19 protein-coding genes are annotated in these 22,018 nt (G+C 70.1%); 12 read left to right on the forward strand and 7 right to left on the reverse strand.

The features are described from left to right. Positions 1–20: 20 nt before the first annotated feature. Positions 21–1,247, forward strand: a complete 1,227-nt coding sequence (locus OG718_RS32000) for a 4-hydroxybenzoate 3-monooxygenase (protein WP_143643545.1) — start codon at positions 21–23, stop codon at positions 1,245–1,247. Positions 1,248–1,265: 18 nt separating this feature from the next. Here the strand turns inward: OG718_RS32000 and rarD are convergent, their stop codons facing one another. Both rarD and OG718_RS32010 read right to left on the reverse strand, forming a co-directional pair. Then, the gene (gene rarD / locus OG718_RS32005; protein ID WP_143643561.1) at positions 1,266–2,273 is read right to left on the reverse strand and encodes an EamA family transporter RarD; all 1,008 of its coding nucleotides are present in this window, start codon (positions 2,271–2,273) and stop codon (positions 1,266–1,268) included. 197 nt (positions 2,274–2,470) lie between these two features. After that, positions 2,471–3,325 (reverse strand): SDR family oxidoreductase, encoded by an 855-nt coding sequence (locus tag OG718_RS32010; protein WP_328845823.1) that lies wholly within the window; start codon positions 3,323–3,325, stop codon positions 2,471–2,473. 198 nt (positions 3,326–3,523) lie between these two features. On the opposite strand from OG718_RS32010, the gene OG718_RS32015 reads away from it, so the two are divergent. After that, positions 3,524–3,886 carry a winged helix-turn-helix transcriptional regulator gene (locus OG718_RS32015; protein ID WP_306943581.1) on the forward strand — a complete coding sequence of 121 codons (363 nt, stop codon included), beginning with the start codon at positions 3,524–3,526 and terminating at the stop codon, positions 3,884–3,886. An 80-nt stretch (positions 3,887–3,966) separates the two neighbouring features. Here OG718_RS32015 and OG718_RS32020 read toward each other — a convergent pair whose 3' ends face one another. The 5 genes from OG718_RS32020 to OG718_RS32040 form a co-directional block, all read right to left on the reverse strand. After that, on the reverse strand, positions 3,967–5,061 hold the full coding sequence (locus OG718_RS32020; protein WP_328845824.1) for a 2-oxoacid:ferredoxin oxidoreductase subunit beta: 1,095 nt from the start codon (positions 5,059–5,061) through the stop codon (positions 3,967–3,969). Further along, on the reverse strand, positions 5,054–6,985 hold the full coding sequence (locus OG718_RS32025; protein WP_328845825.1) for a 2-oxoacid:acceptor oxidoreductase subunit alpha: 1,932 nt from the start codon (positions 6,983–6,985) through the stop codon (positions 5,054–5,056). The genes OG718_RS32020 and OG718_RS32025 overlap by 8 nt, the downstream gene beginning before the upstream one ends. A 310-nt stretch (positions 6,986–7,295) precedes the next feature. Then, on the reverse strand, positions 7,296–7,955 hold the full coding sequence (locus OG718_RS32030; protein ID WP_306943583.1) for a response regulator transcription factor: 660 nt from the start codon (positions 7,953–7,955) through the stop codon (positions 7,296–7,298). A gap of 281 nt (positions 7,956–8,236) precedes the next feature. After that, the gene (locus OG718_RS32035) at positions 8,237–9,592 is read right to left on the reverse strand and encodes a sensor histidine kinase (protein ID WP_306939430.1); all 1,356 of its coding nucleotides are present in this window, start codon (positions 9,590–9,592) and stop codon (positions 8,237–8,239) included. 264 nt (positions 9,593–9,856) lie between these two features. Beyond that, entirely contained in the window at positions 9,857–11,047 is a 1,191-nt protein-coding gene (locus OG718_RS32040) for a sensor histidine kinase (protein WP_143642894.1), read from the reverse strand. A 463-nt stretch (positions 11,048–11,510) separates the two neighbouring features. On the opposite strand from OG718_RS32040, the gene OG718_RS32045 reads away from it, so the two are divergent. The 10 genes from OG718_RS32045 to OG718_RS32090 are packed head-to-tail and all read left to right on the forward strand — an operon-like array spanning position 11,511 to position 21,909. After that, a complete protein-coding gene (locus OG718_RS32045) occupies positions 11,511–11,951 on the forward strand; it encodes an NADH-quinone oxidoreductase subunit A (RefSeq protein WP_373466233.1) in 441 nt (146 codons plus the stop codon). Then, a complete protein-coding gene (locus OG718_RS32050; protein ID WP_306939432.1) occupies positions 11,942–12,601 on the forward strand; it encodes an NADH-quinone oxidoreductase subunit B in 660 nt (219 codons plus the stop codon). The genes OG718_RS32045 and OG718_RS32050 overlap by 10 nt, the downstream gene beginning before the upstream one ends. Next, positions 12,598–14,040: an NADH-quinone oxidoreductase subunit C gene (locus OG718_RS32055; RefSeq protein WP_328845826.1), complete on the forward strand. Its 1,443-nt coding sequence runs from the start codon at positions 12,598–12,600 to the stop codon at positions 14,038–14,040. Before OG718_RS32050 ends, OG718_RS32055 begins: the two co-directional genes overlap by 4 nt. Continuing rightward, positions 14,037–15,005 (forward strand): complex I subunit 1/NuoH family protein, encoded by a 969-nt coding sequence (locus OG718_RS32060; RefSeq protein WP_143642891.1) that lies wholly within the window; start codon positions 14,037–14,039, stop codon positions 15,003–15,005. Before OG718_RS32055 ends, OG718_RS32060 begins: the two co-directional genes overlap by 4 nt. A gap of 2 nt (positions 15,006–15,007) precedes the next feature. Further along, on the forward strand, positions 15,008–15,745 hold the full coding sequence (locus OG718_RS32065; RefSeq protein ID WP_328845827.1) for a 4Fe-4S binding protein: 738 nt from the start codon (positions 15,008–15,010) through the stop codon (positions 15,743–15,745). Positions 15,746–15,765: 20 nt separating this feature from the next. Continuing rightward, positions 15,766–16,437: an NADH-quinone oxidoreductase subunit J family protein gene (locus tag OG718_RS32070; RefSeq protein ID WP_328847872.1), complete on the forward strand. Its 672-nt coding sequence runs from the start codon at positions 15,766–15,768 to the stop codon at positions 16,435–16,437. Then, positions 16,437–16,829 carry an NADH-quinone oxidoreductase subunit NuoK gene (gene nuoK / locus OG718_RS32075; RefSeq protein WP_306939436.1) on the forward strand — a complete coding sequence of 131 codons (393 nt, stop codon included), beginning with the start codon at positions 16,437–16,439 and terminating at the stop codon, positions 16,827–16,829. The genes OG718_RS32070 and nuoK overlap by 1 nt, the downstream gene beginning before the upstream one ends. Continuing rightward, positions 16,826–18,820: an NADH-quinone oxidoreductase subunit 5 family protein gene (locus OG718_RS32080; protein WP_328845828.1), complete on the forward strand. Its 1,995-nt coding sequence runs from the start codon at positions 16,826–16,828 to the stop codon at positions 18,818–18,820. Before nuoK ends, OG718_RS32080 begins: the two co-directional genes overlap by 4 nt. A gap of 6 nt (positions 18,821–18,826) precedes the next feature. Next, positions 18,827–20,401, forward strand: a complete 1,575-nt coding sequence (locus OG718_RS32085; RefSeq protein WP_328845829.1) for a complex I subunit 4 family protein — start codon at positions 18,827–18,829, stop codon at positions 20,399–20,401. Beyond that, positions 20,398–21,909 (forward strand): NADH-quinone oxidoreductase subunit N, encoded by a 1,512-nt coding sequence (locus OG718_RS32090; RefSeq protein WP_143642887.1) that lies wholly within the window; start codon positions 20,398–20,400, stop codon positions 21,907–21,909. Before OG718_RS32085 ends, OG718_RS32090 begins: the two co-directional genes overlap by 4 nt. The last annotated feature ends 109 nt before the right edge of the window (positions 21,910–22,018 follow it).

A 22,018-nucleotide genomic window follows, 5' to 3' on the forward strand; every position in this document is an offset into this window, starting at 1 on the left:
GGATTCGCCATACTGTTCGCATGACCGCAGACGCCTCCGCCCCGTCGGCCGCCGCCCACCCACAGCGCACCCGCGTCGTCATAGTGGGGGCGGGGCCCGCGGGACTCACCCTCGCCAACATCCTCCGGGCCGCCTCCGTCGACTGCGTGGTGCTGGAGAACGAGAGCAGGGCCTTCATCGAACAGCGGCCGCGCGCGGGCTTCCTGGAGGAGTGGGCGGTGCGCGCGCTGGAGGGGCGAGGCCTGGCGGACCGGCTCCTGGAGAACACCGTGGCGCACACCGAGTGCGAGTTCCGGTTCGCCGGAGAGCGCCACAGGTTCCCGTACGCGGATGTGTCGGGCCACCGTCACTACGTGTACCCGCAGCCGCTGCTGGTGACGGACCTGGTGCGCGAGTACGCGGATGTCCGGGGCGGCGACATCCGTTTCGGTGTCCGCGACGTCGAGCCGGCCGGGATCGACACGGACCGGCCCTCTGTGGCGTACACGGATCCGGAGACGGGCGAACGGGTCCGCCTGGACTGCGAGTTCATCGCGGGTTGCGACGGTGCACGCGGTGTGACCCGGGACCGTATGCCCGCGGAGCACGTCACCGTCGCCCGGCACGACTTCGGTGTCGGCTGGCTGGCGCTGCTGGCCGAGGCGCCGCCGTCCTCGGACTGTGTCGTCTTCGGCATCCATCCGCGCGGGTTCGCAGGTCACATGGCCCGCAGCCCGCAGGTCACCCGCTACTACCTGGAGTGCCCGCCGGACGACGACCCGGAGAACTGGTCGCACGAGCGCGTATGGGCGGAGCTCCACGCACGCCTCGGGGCGGAGGGGGCCCAGCCGCTCAACGAGGGCAAGCTGATCGAGAAGCGGGTCCTGGCCATGCACAACTACGTGGTGGAGCCGATGGCGTACGGGCGGCTGTATCTGGCCGGCGACGCGGCCCACCTGCTCGCGCCGATCGGCGCGAAGGGCATGAACCTCGCGATCCACGACTCCCTACTGCTCGGCGACGCGCTCGTCGCGTACTACGGCAAGGGGGACGACAGCGGGCTGCGCGGCTACTCGGCGGCCTGTCTGCGCCGGGTGTGGCAGTACCAGGAGTTCTCGCAGTGGCTCTCCGACGTGTACCACGGCGCCTCGTCCGGCGATGCCTTCAAGGCGGGCACCTCGATGGCCAGGCTGCGGCGGATACTCGCCTCACCCGCCGCGGCGACCGGCTTCGCGGAGCTGTTCCTCGGCAAGGACACGGACTACTGACGCCGACGCCGTCACCGACTACGTGTTCGTGCCGGTGGCGGTGCCACTGGTGGTGGTCGGGCTCGTGGCCGCCGCCTCCCGGGCCGCTTCCGCGGCGGCGGTGGCAGCGGTGGCCGCCTCGCGCAACACCGTCCTGGACCTCCGCGCCGTCCGCAGCGCATCCCACGTCAGCAGTGACAACGCGGCCCACACCAGCGCGAACCCGGCCCACCGCTCGGCGGGCATCGCCTCGTGGAAGTACAGGATGCCGAGCAGGAACTGCAGCACGGGCGCCAGGTACTGCAGCAGTCCCAGCGTCGACAGCGGCACCCGGATCGCCGCCGCTCCGAAGCAGACGAGCGGCAGCGCGGTCACCACACCGGTCGCGGCCAGCAGTGCCGCGTGCCCGGTGCCCTCGCCGCCGAAGGTCGCGTCGCCCCGGGACGACAGCCACAGCAGATAGCCCAGCGCGGGCAGGAACTGGATCGCGGTCTCCGCGGCCAGCGACTCGATACCGCCGAGGTTGACCTTCTTCTTCACCAGTCCGTACGTCGCGAAGGAGAAGGCGAGGCAGAGGGAGATCCACGGCGGCTGGCCGTATCCGACGGTCAGTACGAGCACCGCGGCGAAGCCGATGCCCACCGCCGCCCACTGCGCGGGGCGCAGCCGCTCCTTCAGGAGCAGGACGCCCATCGCGATGGTGACGAGCGGGTTGATGAAGTAGCCGAGGGACGCCTCCACCACGTGGCCGGCGTTGACGGCCCAGATGTAGACGCCCCAGTTGACCGTGATGGTGGCCGCCGCGATGGTGATCAGGCCCAGCCTGCGCGGCTGCCGCAGCAGCGGACCGGCCCAGGCCCAGCGCCGCATCACCACGAGCGCGATCAACACGACGCCCAGCGACCACACCATGCGGTGGGCGAGGATCTCCGCCGCTCCCGCGGGTTCGAGGAGCGGCCAGAAGAGGGGCACGAGCCCCCACATGCCGTACGCCGCGAAGCCGTTCAGCAGACCGATCCGCTGTTCGCCCTTGGAATCCAGACCTATGTGCTGTTCGCCCTTGGACTCCACCGGCACGGCCCCTCCCTCTCACCAGGCTGCGGACGCGCGGCTTCCGAACCACGCGCAACCTCCAAGAAGGTAGCGCCGAGCACCCCCGCCTGTCATGCCCGTATCGCCATACGGTCATGACAGTCGGAGGTGCTTCCCGCGGGTCACGAACGGGGGTCCTTCGTGGGCGGGGGTCAGCCCTTCAGCGCCGCCGCGATCGACTCCGCGATCGGCGTGGTCGGCCGGCCGGTCAGCCGGGACAGGTCACCGGTGGCGACGACCAGCTCGCCCTTCTCGATCGACGCGTCCACGCCGGCCAGGATCGCGGCGAGCGGCTCGGGGAGCCCGGCGCCGGTCAGGATGCCCTTGTACGCCTCGACGGGGACGGAGTTGTAGACGATCTCCTTGCCGGACGCCTTGGCCACCTCGGCCGCGTACTCGGCGAAGTCCCACGCGGTGTCGCCACCCAGCTCGTACGACTTGTTCTCGTGGCCCTCGCCGGTCAGTACGGCCACGGCGGCGGCCGCGTAGTCCGCGCGGGAGGCCGAGGAGACCTTGCCCTCACCGGCGGCCTGGACGACGGCGCCGTACTCCAGGACCGGGGCCAGGTTCTCGGTGTAGTTCTCGTTGTACCAGCCGTTGCGCAGGAAGGCGTACGTCACGCCGGACTCGAGGACTGCCGCCTCGGTGTCGCGGTGGTCGTCGGCCAGTGCGGCGGACAGGCTCCCGGGAGCACTGGTGTACGCGAGGAGCGCGACGCCGGCGGCCTTGGCGGCGTCGAGGACGACCTTGTGCTGGCCGACGCGGCCCTTGTCGAACTCGTTGCCGGAGATCAGCAGCACCTTGTCGCCGGCGGAGAAGAGGCCGTCGAAGGTCTCGGGAGCGTTGTAGTCGGCGATCGCGAGCTTCACGCCGCGGGCCGCGAAGTCCGCCGCCTTCTCCTCGCTGCGGACGACGGCCGTGATCTGGTCGGCCGGAACCTTCTCCAGCAGTCCCTCGATGACGAAACGGCCGAGGTGTCCGGTGGCTCCGGTGACGACGATGCTCATGGTGGAAACAACTCCTTGTGGGGTGGGTACGGCACTAACCATAGGAGCTGCACTAACTCTGCGAAAGTACCCACTTTGAAGTAAGGTACTGGCATGGCCGTAAGTGATTCAGCAGTGAGTGCTTCCACAGCAGCCCGCGGTGCCGCGGCAACGGGCAGTCCCGCGCTGACCACCAAGTGGAGCGTCGAGGGCGAGGCGATGTGCCCGTACCGCCTCGTCCTGGAGCACGTCACCAGCCGCTGGGGCGTCCTCGTCCTGATCGTCCTGCTGGAGCGCCCGTACCGCTTCAGCGAGCTGCGCCGCGCGATCGGCAGGGTCAGCGAGAAGATGCTCACCCAGACCCTGCAGACCCTGGAGCGCGACGGTCTCGTGAACCGGGACGCCAAGCCGGTCATCCCGCCGCGCGTCGACTACTCGCTCACCGACCTGGGCCGCGAGGCCGCCGACCAGGTGAAGGCGCTCGCGGGCTGGACCGAGCAGCGGATGGACGCCGTACTGGAAGCGCGCCAGGCATACGACGAGCTGAAGACCCGCCAGACAAACGGCGAGGCCCGGGCCTGAAGGGCCCGGACCTCACCGAATCCGTATGACGGCGTCGGCATCGGTCGACGCCGTATCTGTGCCGTATCTGTAAAGCGGTGTCAGCCGACGACGGTCCAGGTGTCGCCGCCGGCGAGGAGTGCGGAGAGGTCGCCTTTGCCGTTCTGTTCGATGGCGGTGTCGAGTTGGTCGGCCATTTGTGTGTCGTAGACGGGGCGGTCGACGGCCCTCAGGACTCCGATGGGGGTGTGGTGGAGGGTGTCGGGGTCGGCGAGCCGGGACAGTGCGAATGCTGTGGTGGGGGAGGTGGTGTGTGCGTCGTGGACCAGGATGTGTGGTTCGTTTTCGGGGGTGACGGTGATGGCTTTGAGGTCGCCGGTCTGTGTGTCGCGTACGACGCCTTTGGAGCCGAGGCCGTTGTCGAGGGGGGCGCCGAAGCGGATGGGCTGCCCGTGTTCGAGGCGGATGACGGCTTCTTCGGCTTGTTGCCTGTCCTTGAGGACTTCGAAGGCGCCGTCGTTGAAGATGTTGCAGTTCTGGTAGATCTCGACGAGGGCGGTGCCGGGGTGGGCGGCCGCCTGGCGCAGCACCTCGGTGAGGTGTTTGCGGTCGGAGTCCACGGTCCGCGCCACGAAGGAGGCTTCGGCGCCGATGGCGAGGGAGACCGGGTTGAAGGGTGCGTCCAGGGAGCCCATGGGCGTGGACTTGGTGATCTTCCCGACCTCTGAAGTGGGGGAGTACTGGCCTTTGGTGAGTCCGTAGATCCGGTTGTTGAAGAGGAGGATCTTCAGGTTGACGTTGCGGCGGAGGGCGTGGATGAGGTGGTTGCCGCCGATGGACAGGGCGTCGCCGTCGCCGGTGACGACCCACACGGACAGGTCGCGGCGGGAGGAGGCGAGGCCGGTGGCGATGGCGGGGGCGCGGCCGTGGATGGAGTGCATGCCGTAGGTGTTCATGTAGTACGGGAAACGGGAGGAGCAGCCGATGCCCGAGACGAAGACGATGTTTTCTTTGGCGAGGCCCAGTTCGGGCATGAAGCCCTGGACGGCGGCGAGGACGGCGTAGTCGCCGCAGCCGGGGCACCAGCGCACTTCCTGGTCGGACTTGAAGTCCTTCATGGACTGCCTGGCCTCGGCCTTGGGCACCAGGGTGAGTGCCTCGATCGTGCCCGGGCCTTCCGTGGTCGTCTCAGCCATCGATGGCCTCCTTGAGAGCCGTGGCGAGCTGTTCGGCCTTGAACGGCATTCCGTTGACCTGGTTGTAGGAGTGGGCGTCCACCAGGTATTTCGCCCGGACCAGGGTGGCGAGCTGCCCGAGGTTCATCTCGGGGATCACCACCGTCTCGTAACCCTTGAGCACCGCGCCGAGATTGCGGGGGAAGGGGTTGAGGTGGCGCAGGTGGGCCTGCGCGATCGCTTCCCCGGCCCCGCGCAGCCGCCGCACGGCTGCGGTGATCGGCCCGTAGGTCGAACCCCAGCCCAGCACCAGCGTGGTGGCCGCGCCGGAGGGGTCGTCGACCTCGACGTCCGGGACGTCGATGCCGTCGATTTTCGCTTGGCGGGTGCGGACCATGAAGTCGTGGTTGGCGGGGTCGTAGGAGATGTTGCCGGTGCCGTCCTGCTTTTCGATGCCGCCGATGCGGTGTTCCAGACCCGGCGTACCCGGAATCGCCCAGGGGCGGGCGAGGGTGTGGGGGTCGCGTTTGTAGGGCCAGAAGACGTCGGTGCCGTCGTCCAGGGTGTGGTTGGGGCCCTGGGCGAACTGCACTTGCAGGTCGGGCAGTTCGTCGGTGTCGGGGATGCGCCAGGGCTCGGACCCGTTGGCGAGGTAGCCGTCGGACAGCAGCAGGACCGGGGTGCGGTAGGTGAGCGCGATGCGCGCCGCCTCGATGGCGGCGTCGAAGCAGTCGGCGGGCGTCTGGGGGGCCACGATGGGCACCGGTGCCTCGCCGTTGCGGCCGAACATGGCCTGCAGCAGGTCGGCCTGCTCGGTCTTGGTGGGCAGGCCGGTGGAGGGGCCGCCGCGCTGGATGTCGATGACCAGCAGCGGCAGCTCGAGGGAGACGGCGAGCCCGATCGTCTCCGACTTGAGGGCGACACCCGGTCCGGAGGTGGTGGTGACGGCCAGCGAGCCGCCGAAGGCGGCGCCCAGGGCGGCGCCGATGCCGGCGATCTCGTCCTCGGCCTGGAAGGTCCGCACGCCGAAGTTCTTGTGCCGGCTCAGCTCGTGCAGGATGTCCGAGGCCGGGGTGATGGGGTAGGAGCCCAGGTAGAGCGGCAGGTCGGCCTGGCGGCCGGCGGCGATCAGGCCGTAGGACAGGGCCAGGTTCCCGGAGATGTTGCGGTAGGTGCCGGCCGGGAACGCGGCGGTGGCCGGGGCGATCTCGTAGGAGACCGCGAAGTCCTCGGTGGTCTCGCCGAAGTTCCAGCCCGCCCGGAACGCGGCGATGTTGGCCGCCGCGATATCGGGCTTCTTGGCGAACTTGGCCGTCAGGAACTTCTCGGTGCCCTCCGTGGGCCGGTGGTACATCCACGACAGCAGACCGAGCGCGAACATGTTCTTGCTGCGCTCGGCCTCCTTGCGGGTGAGGTCGAAGTCCTTGAGGGCCTCGACGGTCAGCGTGGTCAGGGGCACGGGGTGGACGCTGAAGCCGTCCAGCGAACCGTCCTCCAGAGGGCTGGTGGGGTAGCCGACCTTGTGCATCGCCCGTTTGGTGAACTCGTCGGTGTTGACGATGATCTCCGCGCCGCGCGGCACGTCGGCGATGTTCGCCTTCAGCGCGGCGGGGTTCATCGCGACCAGGACGTTGGGGGCGTCGCCGGGGGTGAGGATGTCGTGGTCGGCGAAGTGCAGCTGGAAAGACGAAACGCCCGGCAGGGTTCCTGCGGGCGCGCGGATCTCGGCGGGGAAGTTCGGCAGTGTCGAAAGGTCGTTTCCAAAGGATGCCGTTTCGGAGGTGAAACGGTCCCCGGTGAGTTGCATACCGTCACCCGAGTCCCCCGCGAACCGGATGATCACCCGATCCAACCGGCGAACATCCTTTGTGCCCGCCGGTTTGCGCTGTTCTCCTACGACGGCTCCGTCGGCATGCTCGGCCGGACTGCTGACCTGACTGGTCACTGAAGTGAACCTCCTTCGAGGCGGCTGTCCGGGATCGGCCCTCCCGCAGGCCATCCCGGGTCCAACCCTACGTCGGTAAGGGTCGCCTTCCCCTGACCGTTCGCACGGTGAACCCCAATTTGAGACCGCCGGACACCCTGATTTGCCATGATTTATCCGCCCCCCGGCGTTACCTGTGAAGACGCTCGGTGCTCATCCTTTGGTTCTCGTGCTCACGCTCGGCCTCGTGCTCACGCCTGGCTCTCGTGTTCGTGTTGTGGTGCCGGCCGAGTTTCGAGTTGTGGTGGATTCCTGACACAGTGTCAGGTCGTCAGGAGTTGAGGTAGGTGAGGACCGCGAGAACACGCCGGTGATCCCCGTCACTCTGGGACAGGCCCAGCTTCATGAAGATGTTGCTCACGTGCTTCTCGACCGCGCCGTCGCTGACCACGAGCTGTCGTGCGATCGCGGAGTTCGTCCGCCCCTCGGCCATCAGTCCTAGGACCTCCCGCTCGCGTGGCGTCAGCCCCACGAGGACGTCCTGCTTGCGGCTGCGCCCGAGCAGCTGCGCGACGACCTCGGGATCCAGCGCGGTGCCGCCGCGGGCCACGCGGACGACCGCGTCCACGAATTCCCTCACCTCGGCTACCCGGTCCTTCAGCAGATAGCCGACACCGTGAGTGGAACCGGCCAGCAGTTCGGTGGCGTACTGCTCCTCCACGTACTGCGACAGCACGAGTACCCCGAGTCCAGGGTGCTGCTTGCGCAGCTGCACGGCCGCCTTCACGCCCTCGTCCGTGTGCGTCGGCGGCATCCGTACGTCGGCGACCACGACATCCGGCAGCGCGTCCTGTGCCGCGAACTCCGTGATGGTCTTGATCAACGCCTCCCCGTCGCCGACCCCGGCGATCACGTCGTGTCCGCGGTCGGTCAGCAACCGGGTCAGGCCCTCCCTGAGCAGCACTGAATCCTCGGCGATGACCACGCGCACCCTGTCCTCCACGATTGCTCGGCCCCCCACGCTCGTACGTCAACCCCCAGCATTCCAGCATTTGGGACCAACTGAGGGTGGGTGAGGGAATCGTTGTCGGTCCGCGCCCCGTGAGGGGCGCGGGGAACGGCGCGATCAACCGAGAAGGAGGCGAGCCGGACGCACGGACCGAGGGGAAAGGGGAGACAACGGGGGTCTGGGGGCGGAGCCCCCAGTTTCGGGAAGGGGTGGGTCCGGGGAAAGGAAACCCCCACACCCACCGCCAACAAGAAGGGAACGGCTCACCCCCGCCAGGGCAGCTCCGCCGTGATGCGAGTCGGTCCGGCGACAGGGGAGTCCACCACGAGGATGCCGTCGACCGCGTCGAGCCGCTCGGCCAGCCCCGCGAGCCCCGAGCCGGAGGCGACATCCGCACCGCCCACACCGTTGTCGACCACCTGGATCATGAGCCGGTTCTCGATCCGCCAGACATCGACCGAGGCACGGGTGGCCCCCGAGTGCTTGCTGATGTTCTGCAGCAGCTCCGAGACGGTGAAGTACGCGATCCCCTCGATCGCCGGCGCCGGCCGGGCCGGCAGATCGACCTCGACCTGTACGGGAACCGTGCACCGGGACGCCACGGAGGACAACGCCGCGTCCAGCCCGCGGTCCGTCAGCACGGCGGGATGGATCCCGCGCGCCAGGTCCCGCAGCTCCTGAAGCGCCGTCTTCACCTCACCGTGCGCCTCGCCCACCATTCGCGCCGCTGCCTCCGGATCCTCCGTGAGCTTCTCCTTCGCCAGACCCAGATCCATCGCAAGCGCCACCAGCCGGGCCTGCGCCCCGTCGTGCAGATCGCGCTCGATGCGCCGAAGGTCGGCCGCCGCCGTGTCGATCACGACGCCCCGGTCCGACTCCAGCTCGACGACCCGCGTGGCCAGCCGCGACGGCCCGAGCAGCCCGTGCACCATCAGCCGGTCCACCTGCGTCAGCGCCCGAACGATCCACGGCGAGGCCATCGTGAGCAGCAGGCCCACCAGCGCGGTCACCGTGATCTCGAAGGGGTTGTCCAGATAGATGCTGTGCCCCTGGTCCCCGTACAGCTGGAGCCCGTCCTGCCCGCCGTAGACCGGGAACAGCCAGAACCACAGCGGGTACGTCAGCATCGCCCAGCCGTACGTCCAGAAGCTGATGGCCACCGAGAAGGCGAACACGGCCCAGGGAAAGTGCAGCACCGTGTACAGGAGATGCCTCCAGGACGCGCCGCTCTTCAGCATCGCGCCCATCCAGGCCATCGGGCCCTGCTTGGTCATGCGCAACGGCTCCGGCGCCGCGACGTCGAGCCCCAGCAGCCCGCGCGCCCGGGTCCGCTCCAGCGCGCCGAGACCGCGGCAGCCCGCGAGGCCGGCGGCGAGTACCGGGATGCCCAGGAACGTGATCAGCAGGCCCGCGCCGAGCGACACCATCGTCACGGCGAAGGTGAACATGATGATGCTGATCGGCAGGCTCAGCATCAGGTACCCGAACTCACGCCAGCTGCGCGCCTCAATCGGCGCCCGCAGCGCGGCCGGGAGCAGGTGTCGCCGCTCCTCGGCGCCCTCCCCGTGGAACCCGGGTCCGCCGTCCCACCCGTATCCCTGTCCGTACTCCGTGGCCATGGCCGCCGTCCGTTTCTACTCGTCCGCTGTTGTAACTCCAGACTGCTCGGTCCCGCGCAGCCGGGACATGGAGCGAGTCGGCGTCTTGGGGCGGGGGTTTTCCCTACCTTCCGGGGGCCGGGGCGGCGCGGAGCTCATGACGGCGGTGGCCGGCCTCCTCGCGCGTGCATGCCGGGGCCCCCGGCATACACGCGCGAGGGCCGGAGGACGCGAGGTCCGCATACACGGCCGCTCTTCCCACTCCGCCCCCTCCACCTGTTCCGCCTACTCCTCCCGGTCCCGCCAAGGGAGTTCCGCCGTGATGGTCGTCGGTCCCCCCTCCGGTGAGTCGATGACGAACAAGCCGTCCACCGCGCCGAGCCGGTCCGCGAGTCCCGCCATTCCCGTGCCGCCGTCGAGGGCGGCCCCGCCGCGGCCGTCGTCCCAGACCTGTATGAGGAGGCGGTTGTCGGAGCGCCACACGTCGACGGACGCGGACCGTGCTGCGCTGTGCTTGCTGACGTTCTGAAGGAGCTCCGAGACGGTGAAGTACGCGATGCCCTCGATGGCCGCGGCCGGCCGCATCGGAAGATCGGCGGTCACCTTCACCGGCACCGTGCAGCGCGAGGCGACCGAGGACAGTGCGGCGTCCAGACCGCGGTCGGTGAGGACCGCGGGATGGATGCCGCGGGCGAGATCCCGCAGCTCCTGCAAGGCCAGCTTCACCTCGCCGTGCGCCTCGTCGACCATGGCGGCGACGGTCTCGTCGGCCCGGCCCTCCAGCAGCTTCTCCTTCGCCAGGCCGAGGCCCATCGCGAGGTTCACCAGCCGGGCCTGCGCCCCGTCGTGCAGATCGCGCTCGATGCGCCGCAGGTCGGCCGCGGCCGTGTCGACGACCACTCCCCGGTCGGACTCCAGCTCGGCGATCCGCTGCTCCAGCTCGTCCGAGGGCGAGAGCAGCCCGCGCACCATCGCCCGGTCCGCGTTGGCCAGTCCCCGTGCGATGTACGGAAGCACCGGCCACAGCACGAACAATGAGACCAGTGTGACGGTGAAGGTCACCACGCCCCACGGCAGCCGCATGAACTCGTACAGCACCGTGCGCCAGCCGACCGGATCCTTCAGCGCCATCCACAGCTGTGCGAAGAACCCGCCCCGCCCGCGCAACGGCAGTGGGCTCGGCTCGTCGATCCGCACCCCGAGCAGGCCCCTGGCCCGGCCCCGCTCCAGCTTGCCCAGCTGGCGCGCGCCCAGCAGCCCGGCCGCGAGCAGCGGAAACCCGATCACCGTAAGGGTCAGGAAGGCACCCGTGAACAGCACGGTCACCACGTACGTGAACCCGACGAGCGACACCGGCAGGTTGGCCAGGAGATGCGCGATCTCCTTCCAGGTGTGCCGGTCGTAGGCGAAGCGCGCGGGTGGTGGCCGGTCGGTGCCGCCGTCCGGAGTGTCGGCGGTCAGGATGCGTTCGGTCATAGGCGCCAGCCTGCCGGGCCGCGGGCCGCTGCGCCATGAGGCGGACCGCCCGGATCCCCTGGGGTAAACCCCACCATCCCCGGCTTCCAGGACGACCCAAGGACGACCCGGAGACGGCCTGGGGACGGGTCGAGGGCGGGGCGAGACCGGTCGTGCGTGGGTCGGTGGCTGCGCGAGGGCGGTTCGGGGGTGGCTCGGGGCGGTGCGAGAGGGCTCGGAGACCGGCTGGAAGGTGCCCGAAAGACGGCTGAAAGACGGTCGGAAGACAGCCGGAAGGCGGCCGGAGCACGGCCCTGGAAAGCCATCGCATCATGCCTACCCGTGACGGGCTGCTTACCGTCTCTTTATCAGGCCCTAGACTCCGGTGCGTACAGATCGTCGAACGCGGCGCATCGCACGGCGCACGCGTAGTCGGCGCGTAGTCAGTACGGGGTCATCCGAGGTCAGGGAGCGAGGGGCGGACGTGCCGGAACCGACCATGATCGTGGCGACCGGGACCGCTGGGGCCGCCGAGACAGCCGGGACCGTCGTCGCGGCGGACTATTTCGAGTCCTATTCGGTCGTCGGACTGCTCGCCGTGGTCGGCGTGCTGTTCGTCGCCGTCGCCTTCGGAGCGGGCCGTCTGCTGCGGCCCGTCGTTCCGACGCCCGAGAAGCTCATGACATACGAATGCGGCGTCGACCCCGTCGGCGAGGGCTGGGCCCACACCCAGGTCCGCTACTACGTCTACGCCTTCCTCTACGTGATCTTCGCCGTCGACTCGATCTTCCTCTTCCCCTGGGCGACGGTCTTCGCCGCGCCGGGCTACGGCGCGGCGACGCTCGTGGAGATGTTCATCTTCCTCGGCTTCCTGGCCGTGGGCCTGCTGTACGCATACAAGAAGGGCGTCCTCACATGGACGTGACCCGTCCGCAGCCGGACGCGACCTCCGAGCCCGTGCTCCTGCCGGAACCGAAGCGCTTGGGCGCGCTCGCCCGCCTGGCCCCCGAGCCGATGAAGGTGGTCCTGAACTGGGGCCGCCGCTACTCGCTCTGGGTCTTCAACTTCGGCCTCGCCTGCTGCGCGATCGAGTTCATCGCGGCGTCGATGGCCCGCCACGACTTCATCCGCCTCGGCGTCATCCCGTTCGCGCCGGGTCCCCGCCAGGCCGACCTGATGGTCGTGTCCGGCACGGTCACCGACAAGATGGCCCCGGCCGTGAAGCGCCTGTACGAGCAGATGCCCGAGCCGAAGTACGTCATCTCCTTCGGCGCCTGCTCGAACTGTGGCGGCCCGTACTGGGACTCGTACTCGGTGACGAAGGGCGTCGACCAGATCATCCCCGTCGACGTGTACGTCCCCGGCTGTCCGCCCCGGCCCGAGGCCCTCCTCCAAGGCATCCTCAAGCTCCAGGAGAAGATCGCCCGGGAGTCGCTGGGGGAGCGCTACGGAACCTCCCGTCCCTCCACGGCCGCCCTTCAGAGCGGCCTCGTGCAGCCTCCGTCCGGGACGCCGTCCGCGCAGTCGTCCACACCGCCGTCCACACAGCCGTCGGCCACGGGGGACGCCCGATGACCGGTTGGCTCCCCGTCCCCGTCGAGGAACTCTTCGGCCCGGACACCACGGCCGAGGAGTCGTACGAGGTCCTGACGGTCGACGTACCGCCGACGTCCTGGCTCGCCTCCCTGGAGGCCGCACGCGACGGACTCGGCTGTACGTACTTCGACTGGCTGAGTGCCGTCGACGAACCCGGCACCGGTTTCCGCGTCTCGGCCCACGTCGTCGCCCTCGCTCCGGTCCGCCGCCTCCTCGTACGGACGACCGTCCCGCACGACGCCCCCGTACTTCCTTCCGCCGTCGAGGTCTACGCGGGCGCCGCCTGGCACGAACGCGAGACCCACGAGATGTTCGGCGTCACCTTCGAAGGCCACCCCGGCCTGGATCCGCTCCTCCTCCCCGAGGGTTTCGAGGGCCACCCCCTCCGCAAGGACTTCGTCCTGGCCGCGCGCGTGGCCAAGGCCTGGCCGGGCGCGAAGGAACCGGGGGAGTCGGAACACGGCGGCCCGAAGCGCCGCCAGATGCTCCCGCCGGGAGTCCCCGACCCCAACGAGTGGGGTCCCCTCAAGGGCCAGCTCCCTCCGGCCCCGGCCCGCCCGGCCCGAGGTGCCGCCCGCGCGGCCGGCGACCGCCCGGCGCGGCGCGCCCGCACGACGGGGGAGGGCTCGGCAAGCCAGACGGCGGCGTCGGGCGCCGCGTCCCCGGGTGCGGAGGCCGGGGGTGCCCCGTCGAGTGGTGCGCAGACCGCGGGTGCCGCGTCCACGGAGGGCGGCGGTGCGGCAGCGGAGGCTCGGCCCACGGCCCGTCGGGCTCGCAGTGTGAACGAGGGCTCGGCGACGCAGCGCCGCACCGACCCGACCGCGGAAGCGGCTTCTGCTTCTGCCTCTGCCTCTGCCTCTGCCTCGGAGACTGCACCGGCACCGGCACCGGAACCCGATCCGGCACCGGCTTCTGCTCCCGCTCCTGCTTCTGAGGCGGCGTCGGCTCCGGCCCCGGCCTCGGAAGCCGCTCAAGCCCCGGCCTCTGCTGCAGAGGCCGGTGCGGAGGCTGCTCCGGCCGAGGGCGTCGAAGCCGCACCGGCATCAGAGTCGGCACCGGCACCGGCACCGGCGTCCCCGCGTAGGGCGCGCAGCGCGGGCGAAGGCTCGGCGTCGCAACGCCAGGCACCTGCCACACCCGCCACGCCCCCCGATCGATCCGGTGACGACCGGTCGACAGGCCCGGCGCGCCCCCGCAGCTCGGACGCCCCCTGGCACCACGCACGCCCCGCCTTCGACGAGGCCGACCAGGACTCCGCCACTGAGAAGCCGCCACCGGCCGAGCAGCCGGCCCCGGAGCCCGGGAGCACTCCGGAATCCGAGGCCACTGAGCCCTCCGAAGCTCCTGAAGCGGATCCCACGCCCACCCCCAGCCCCACCCCCACGGACGACGAAAACTCCTCAGGAGGCCGGCAGTGAACGACGTGCTCGACGTCGCCCTGCGACTTCTGATCGTCTTCGTCGTGTTCCTCACCTTCCCGCTGATCGTCGGTCAGACGGAACACAAGGTGATGGCCCACATGCAGGGCCGCCTCGGCCCCATGTACGCGGGCGGTTTCCACGGCTGGGCCCAACTCGTCGCGGACGGCGTGAAGTTCGCGCAGAAGGAAGACATCGTTCCCGCGGGCGCGGACCGCCGTATCTTCCAACTCGCCCCCGCCGTCGCCCTGCTCCCGTACCTCCTCGTCCTCCTCGCCATCCCGATCGGCCCGGGCGAGGGCGCGGTCGGCGAGGTCATCGACGCGGGCATCTTCTTCGTACTCGCCGTGATGGGCGTGGGCGTCCTCGGGTCGCTGATGGCGGGCTGGGCCTCGGCCAACAAGTTCTCCCTCCTCGGCGGCCTCCGCACCGCCGCCCAACTCCTCGCGTACGAACTCCCGATGCTGCTGACCGCCGCCTCGGTCGCCATGGCGGCGGGCACGGTCTCCCTCCCCGGCATCGTCGACGCCTTCGAGTGGTGGTGGCTGCCCTGGCAGATCGTCGGCGCCATCGTCTTCTTCGTGGCGGGCCTCGCCGAACTCCAGCGCCCGCCCTTCGACATGCCGGTGGCCGACTCGGAGATCATCTTCGGTGCGTACACCGAGTACACGGGTCTCCGCTTCGCGCTGTTCCTCCTTGCCGAGTACGCCGGAATCGTCGTCCTGTGCGGCCTGACCACCGTGCTCTTCCTGGGCGGCTGGCACGGCCCCTGGGACGCCGACGGCCTCGGCTGGGTCTGGACCCTGCTGAAGACGGCCCTCCTCGCCTTCGTCGTCATCTGGCTGCGCGTCACCTATCCCCGCCTGCGCGAGGACCAGCTCCAGAAACTCGCCTGGACCCTCCTCGTCCCCCTCTCCCTCGCCCAGATCGCCCTGACCGGCGTCGTGAAGGTGGTGATCTCGTAACCATGGCTCCGATCCCCGGTAGTGGCCTGGCCAAGGGCCTGGCCGTCACCCTCCGCACGATGACGAAGAAGACCGTCACCGCGCAGTACCCGGACGCCCAGCCCGAACTCCCGCCCCGCACCCGCGGCGTCATCGGCCTCTTCGAGGAGAACTGCACGGTCTGCATGCTGTGCGCCCGCGAGTGCCCGGACTGGTGCATCTACATCGACTCCCACAAGGAGACGGTCCCGGCCGCCGCTCCCGGCGGCCGCGAGCGCAGCCGCAACGTCCTCGACCGCTTCGCCATCGACTTCGCCCTCTGCATGTACTGCGGTATCTGCATCGAGGTCTGCCCCTTCGACGCCCTCTTCTGGTCCCCCGAGTTCGAGTACGCCGAGACCGACATCCATGAACTCACCCACGAGCGCGACAAACTCCGCGACTGGATGTGGACCGTCCCGGCCCCGCCGGCCCTCGACCCCGGCGCCGAGGAACCCAAGGAGATCGCCGCCGCCCGCAAAACCGCGGAGAAGCTGGCCGCCGCAGCCCAGGCCGAACCCACACCGGAACCGGGACCGGGAACGGGAACGGGCACCCAGGCGGGAGCCACGCCCGGCACGCAAGCCGGAGCCGCGCCCGGCACCGGAGCTGGGACTCAGCCCGGCACCGATGCAGGGACTCAGCCCGGCACCAACGCCGGCACCCAACCCGGTTCCACCCCGCAGGCCAAGCCCACCGATCCGCAGGGCGGTGAATCGTGACCGTCGCCGCAGCCACCGTGATGGCGGCCCATGCCACGACCACCTCCGCCGCCTCCGAATCCCACGGCTTCCTCTCCCCGACCGGCGTCGAGATCGCCTTCCTCCTCGTCGGCCTGGTCACCTTCGGCGCCGCGGTCGTCACGGTCACCACGAAACAGCTGGTGCACGCCGCCCTGTGGCTGGTGGTGGCCCTCGGCGGTCTCGCCGTCGAATACCTCCTCCTCACTGCCGAGTTCATCGCCTGGGTACAGGTCCTCATCTACGTCGGTTCCGTCGTCGTACTCCTCCTCTTCGGTCTGATGCTCACCAGGGCTCCCATCGGCCGCTCCCCGGACGCCGACTCCGGCAACCGCTGGGCCGCCCTGACCGTGGCGATCACCGCGGCCGCCGCTCTCGTCTGGGTCGTCGTCGACGCCTTCCGGACGACCTGGATCGACCTGGACGGCGCCGCCGTCGGCTCCACCGAGGTCACCGGCGCGAGCCTCTTCCAGAGCTGGGTGCTCCCCTTCGAGGCCCTCTCGGTCCTGCTGCTCGCAGCGCTGGTCGGCGCGATCGTCCTGTCCCGCAAGGCGAAGGCGAACGCGGCCAACGCGGCGACCACCACGAACACTCCGAGCACCCGGAACGACGGCACCCGGAACGACGGCACCGGAAAAGACACCCCCCGGAGCGACAAGGAAGGCGCCCGCTGATGCACCTCGCCTATCCCGCCGTGCTCTCCGCCCTCCTCTTCGCCACGGGCCTGTACGGAGTCCTCGCGCGCCGCAACGCGATCCTGGTCCTGATGTCCGTCGAGCTGATGCTCAACGCCGTCAACCTCAACCTCGTCGCCTTCGACGTCTGGCTCAGCAAGACCGCCCAGGACACCCTCCACTCCGGTCAGGCCCTGACCCTGTTCACCATCGCCATCGCCGCCGCCGAGATCGGCATCGGCCTGGCGATCGTCCTCGCCGTCCACCGCAACCGGGGCACCGCGGACATCGACAAGCTCCGCGACACCGCCGAGACCGACGACGACTCCGAGCCCGACGACTCCGGCGCCGCCCGTCCCGAACCGGCCGAGAAGGCTGAGGCCACCGCGTGACCACGACCACCCTCGCCGTCCTCGTCCCCCTCCTTCCGCTCCTGGGCGCCGTGGCCGGCCTGCTCCTGGGCCGCACGGCCCCCGGTTTCGTACGCCCGCTCGCCGTCCTGCCCCCGCTCGCGGCCCTCGGACTCGCCGTCGTCGTCGCCGTACGGCAGGGCGGCGACCAGGCGGTGAACGCCGCCACCGAGCTGACCCCCACCGGCTCGGTCCCCATCGAACTCGCCCTGCACATCGACGGTTTCGCCGCCCTTGTCGCCGTGCTGGTCGGCCTGGTCGCCACCTGCGTGCAGATCTACTCGACGGGCTACCTGCGCGACGACCCCCGCTACCCCTCGTACGCCGCTCTCGTCTCCCTCTTCACCTCCGCGATGCTGCTCGTCGTCTACTCCGGCGACCTGATGGTGCTGCTGGTCGGCTGGGAGATCATGGGCATCTGCTCGTACTTCCTCGTCGGCCACTACTGGGAGACCCCGGAAGCCCGCGCCGCCTCCATCAAGGCGTTCCTGGTTACCAAGCTCGGCGATGTCCCCTTCCTGATCGGCCTGTTCGCGCTCGCCGCCGACACCGGGTCCTTCCGCATCACGAAGATCCTCGGCAACGTCGCGAGCGGTGGACTCGACCACCCGACCCTGATCGCCCTGCTGCTCCTGGCCGGCGTGGCGGGCAAGTCGGCGCAGTTCCCGCTCCACACCTGGCTCCCCGACGCGATGGCGGGCCCCACCCCCGTCTCCGCGCTGATCCACGCCGCGACGATGGTTGCCGCCGGTGTCTACTTCGTCGCCCGGCTCCTCCCGGTCTTCGCCGCCTCCTCGGCAGCCCTGGTCGTCCTCGCCGTCATGGCCGCCGTCACGATGGCCGGCTCGGCCCTCGCCGCACTCGCCCAGGACGACATCAAGCGAGTCCTCGCGTACTCGACGATCGGCCAGCTCGGCTACATGACCGGCGCCCTCGCCGTCGGCGACCGCGGTGCCGCCGTCTTCCACCTCCTCTCGCACGGCGCCTTCAAGGCGCTGCTGTTCCTCGGGGCAGGCGTGATCATCCACGCCGCCGGCACCAACTCACTGGCCGCCATGTCCCGAATGAAGGACCTGCGCGCCCGCGTCCCCGACGCCTACTGGACGATGACCGTGGCGCTCCTCGCGCTCGCCGCGATCCCGCCCTTCAGCGGCTTCTTCACCAAGGAGGCCGTCCTCGGCGCCGCGGAGCACGTCGCCACCGGCCACGCCGAGGGCATCCCCGGCGCCGTCGGCTGGATCGTCCTCGTCGCCGGCCTGGTCACGGCCCTGCTCACCGCCGCGTACGCGATGCGCCTGTGGCTCCTCGCCTTCCGCGGCCACGGACCGGAGGCTCCCGACCACGGCCGACAGCCCATCGCCATGAACGCGGTCCTCTGGGTGCTCGCCGTCCCATCGCTCGCCTTCGGACTCGCCACCGGCCCACTGCCCGACTGGTTCGACGGACGCGACCTGACCCCGACCCTCACCACCTCCGTGCTGGGCACGGGCGTGGCGCTGGTCGGCGGCATCGTCACGTACGGCGCCTGGCGGCACACCATGGCCATGGCGGCCCGCGTACCGATCGGCGCGGTCGCGGCCCACCCCGAGGGAGACGCAGGACTCGTCGAGGCCGAGGCCATCGCCAGCCACGCGCCCGCGTACGGAGACGTGGCCTCCGCGCCCGACCCGGCGGACCCGGGCCGCCTCCTGCTCGGTCCGCTGCACCGCCACGCGGCCGTCGGCTTCCACGTCGACGCCGTGTACGCGGCACTGTTCGTCCGCCCCGTGCAGGCCGCCGCCACGCTCGTCCGGTTCCTCGACCGCGAGGTCGTCGACACCTACGTACGCGGCGCGGGCGCCCTGCCCCGCTGGCTCGGCACGGCCGTCCGGCGAGCCCAGACCGGCAATCTGCAGACCTATGTGAGCGCGCTGCTCGCCGGCACCGTCGTCCTGGTGGTAGCCGCCCTCCTCGTCGCCACCGCGGGAGCGTGAGCAGGCGTGATCGATATCAGTGAATCCGTGATGCAGGTCCTTCTGGCGTTCATCGTCGTCGGCCCGCTCATCGGCGCCGCCGCGGCTCTCCTGCCGGCTCCGCCCGGGCTGAAGGGGAAGTCGCCCGAGCAGGCCGTGCTGCGGCACGGCGTGACCGTCACCGGCGCCGTGCTCATCGCCGCGATCGTCCTCACGCTCGGCTTCGACCACGACCATCCGTCGAAGATGCAGGCCACGACGGACATCAGCTGGATCCCCGCACTCGACGTGCGGATCCACCTCGGCATCGACGGCATCTCGCTCCCCCTCCTCGTGCTGACCGCGCTGCTGACCTTCCTCTGCGCGCTGTACTCCTACTTCAAAATGCCGTCGGGCCCGTCCCCGAAGGCATTCGTGGCGCTCGTCCTCGTCCTCGAGTCCGGCACCCTCGCGACCTTCGCCGTCCTCGACCTGCTGCTGTTCTTCCTGGCTTTCGAGATGGTGCTCATCCCGATGTACTTCCTCATCGCCCGCTGGGGCGGTGAACAACGGCAGGCCGCAGCCTGGAAGTTCATCCTCTACACCCTGCTCGGTTCCGTCGTCATGCTGCTGGGCCTGCTCCTGATCGGAATCAAGGCGGGCACATTCGACATGGTGGCACTCGCCACTGACAATCACCCGGCGTTGACCACATCGGTGCAGGTCATCGCCGTTCTGGCGATCGGGCTCGGGCTCGCGGTCAAGACGCCGATGTGGCCGCTCCACAGCTGGCTGCCGGACGCGCACACCGCCGCCCCGACCATCGGCTCGGTCCTGCTGGCCGGCGTCCTGTTGAAGATGGGTACGTATGGATTCGTCCGGATCCTGCTGCCCATCACGCCGGACGGCATGAGCACGTTCGCGCCCTACCTCGCCGCCTTCGCGGTCGTCGGCATCATCTACGGATCCCTGGCCTGCCTCGCCCTCGCCAAGCAGGGCGCGAAGGGCGACCTCAAGCGCCTCATCGCGTACTCCTCCGTCGGCCACATGGGCTTCGTGCTCCTCGGCATCGCGTCGATGACGCCGACCGGCGTGAACGGCGCGCTGTTCGCCAACATCGCCCACGGCCTCATCACCGGCCTGCTCTTCTTCCTGGTCGGCGCGCTCAAGGACCGCACGGGCACGACCGACCTCGACACCCTCGCGCAGCAGACCGGCGCCGCGCTCTACGGCAAGGCACCCCGGCTCGGCGGCCTGCTCGCCTTCGCCGCCGTCGCCTCGCTCGGTCTGCCGGGTCTGGCCGGGTTCTGGGGCGAGATGCTGACCCTGTTCGGCGCGTTCGACCCCGCCGACGGCCTCAGCCGCCCCGCGTTCCTGACCTTCATGATGATCGCCGCGTTCGGCACCCTGCTCACCGCCGCGTACATGCTCGTCGTGGTCCGCCGCGTCTGCATGGGCGCGGTCCCGCAGGAGGGGCCGAAGCTCACCGACGTCCAGTCGTACGAGTTCGCCGCCTGGACCCCGCTCGTCGTCCTGACCGTCATCGCCGGGCTCTGGCCCAAGACACTCCTCGGCCTGACCGACCCGGCCGTGCAGCAGCTCCTCTCAGGAGGCACCCGATGAGCACCCAGGCCCAGTCCCTGGTCCAGTCCGTCGACTGGCTCGCGATCGCGCCGCCCACCATCGCGGCGGTCGTCGGACTCGTGGTGCTCGTCACCGACCTGTTCGTGGGAGACAACAGGAAGGCCCTGCTCGGCTGGGTCTCCGTCGCCGGACTCGCCGCCTCCGCGCTCATGCTGCTGCCCCTCCTGGACGGCGACCGCTCCACCTTCTGCCTGACGGGCGACGCCGACGTCTGCAGCTACACCGCGGACCGGTTCACGCTGGTCATCCAGTTCCTCGTCCTCGGCGGCGCACTCCTCGCGGCACTCCTGTCGATGACCGCCCTCAAGGACGCCGACAAGGAACTCCCCGAAGGGGAGTTCTGGTTCCTGCTGCTCTCCTCCGCCGCGGGCGCCGCCCTGCTGCCCGCCTCCCGCGACCTCGCGACCCTGATCGTCGCCCTGGAGGTCGCCTCCCTGCCCGCCTTCGCCCTCGTAGGCATCAAGCACGGCGACAGGAAGTCCTCCGAAGCCGCTCTGAAGTTCTTCCTGTCCTCGGTCACCGCGACCGCCGTGAGCCTCATGGGCATCAGCTTCGTCTACGCGTCGACGGGCACCCTGTACCTCACCGAGATCGCCACCAGGATCGAGAACGTCGACGACCAGTTGCAGACGCTCGCCCAGGCGGGCGTCGTCCTCACCCTCGTCGGCTTCGCCTTCAAGACCGCCGCCGTCCCCTTCCACTTCTGGGTACCCGACACCTACGTAGGAGCGCCCCTCCCGGTCGCTGCCTACCTGTCGGTCGTCGGCAAGGCCGTCGGCTTCTCCGGGCTGATCCTCATCACCGTGATCGCCCTCCCGTCGTACGCCGACGTCTGGGGCCCGGCACTCGCCGCCCTGGCCGCGCTCACCATGACCGTCGGCAACGTCGGCGCCCTCAGACAGCAGTCCACGCGCGCGTACAGCGCGGTCCGCCTGCTCGCCTGGTCCTCGGTCGGCCAGGCCGGCTACCTCCTGGTGCCGATCGCCGCCGCCGCGTACTCCGAGGACGCCGAGAAGGCAATCGGCTCCACTGTCGCGTACGCCCTGATGTACGCCGCGGTGAACCTCGGCGCCTTCGCGGTGGCCGCCCTGGTGGCCCGTACGAAGCCGCTCAACCGCGTCAGCGACTACCGGGGCCTGTACGCCTCACGGCCCCTCGCAGCGCTCGTCCTCGGCTTCTTCCTGCTCTGTCTCGCGGGCCTGCCGCCGGGCATCATCGGCCTCTTCGCGAAGGTCACCGTCTTCTCGGCCGCCGTCGACGCCGGCCTCGGCTGGCTCGCCGTGGTCATGGCCGTCAACGTCGTGATCGCGCTCTTCTACTACCTCCAGTGGACGACCCTCCTGTTCCGTGCCCCGGAGGGCGAGCCCGAGACCCACCGCGTCCCGGCCCCCCTCACGGCGGCGATCGCCTTGACCGCCGTCCTCGGCATCGCCCTCTCCGGAGCACCCCAACTGGTCCTGCGCTTCTCCGACACCGGCCTCTTCTGACCGCCGCTGCCCAAAAGCATGCGCACGCGCGCGTGGAGCATCCGAGCCCCACGCGCGCGTGCTGGTGTCCCCCTCATCACCCGGACGGCCCACGCGCGTCGCCGCGCGC

The sequence above is a fragment of the Streptomyces sp. NBC_00258 genome, assembly GCF_036182465.1.
GTDB lineage: Bacteria > Actinomycetota > Actinomycetes > Streptomycetales > Streptomycetaceae > Streptomyces.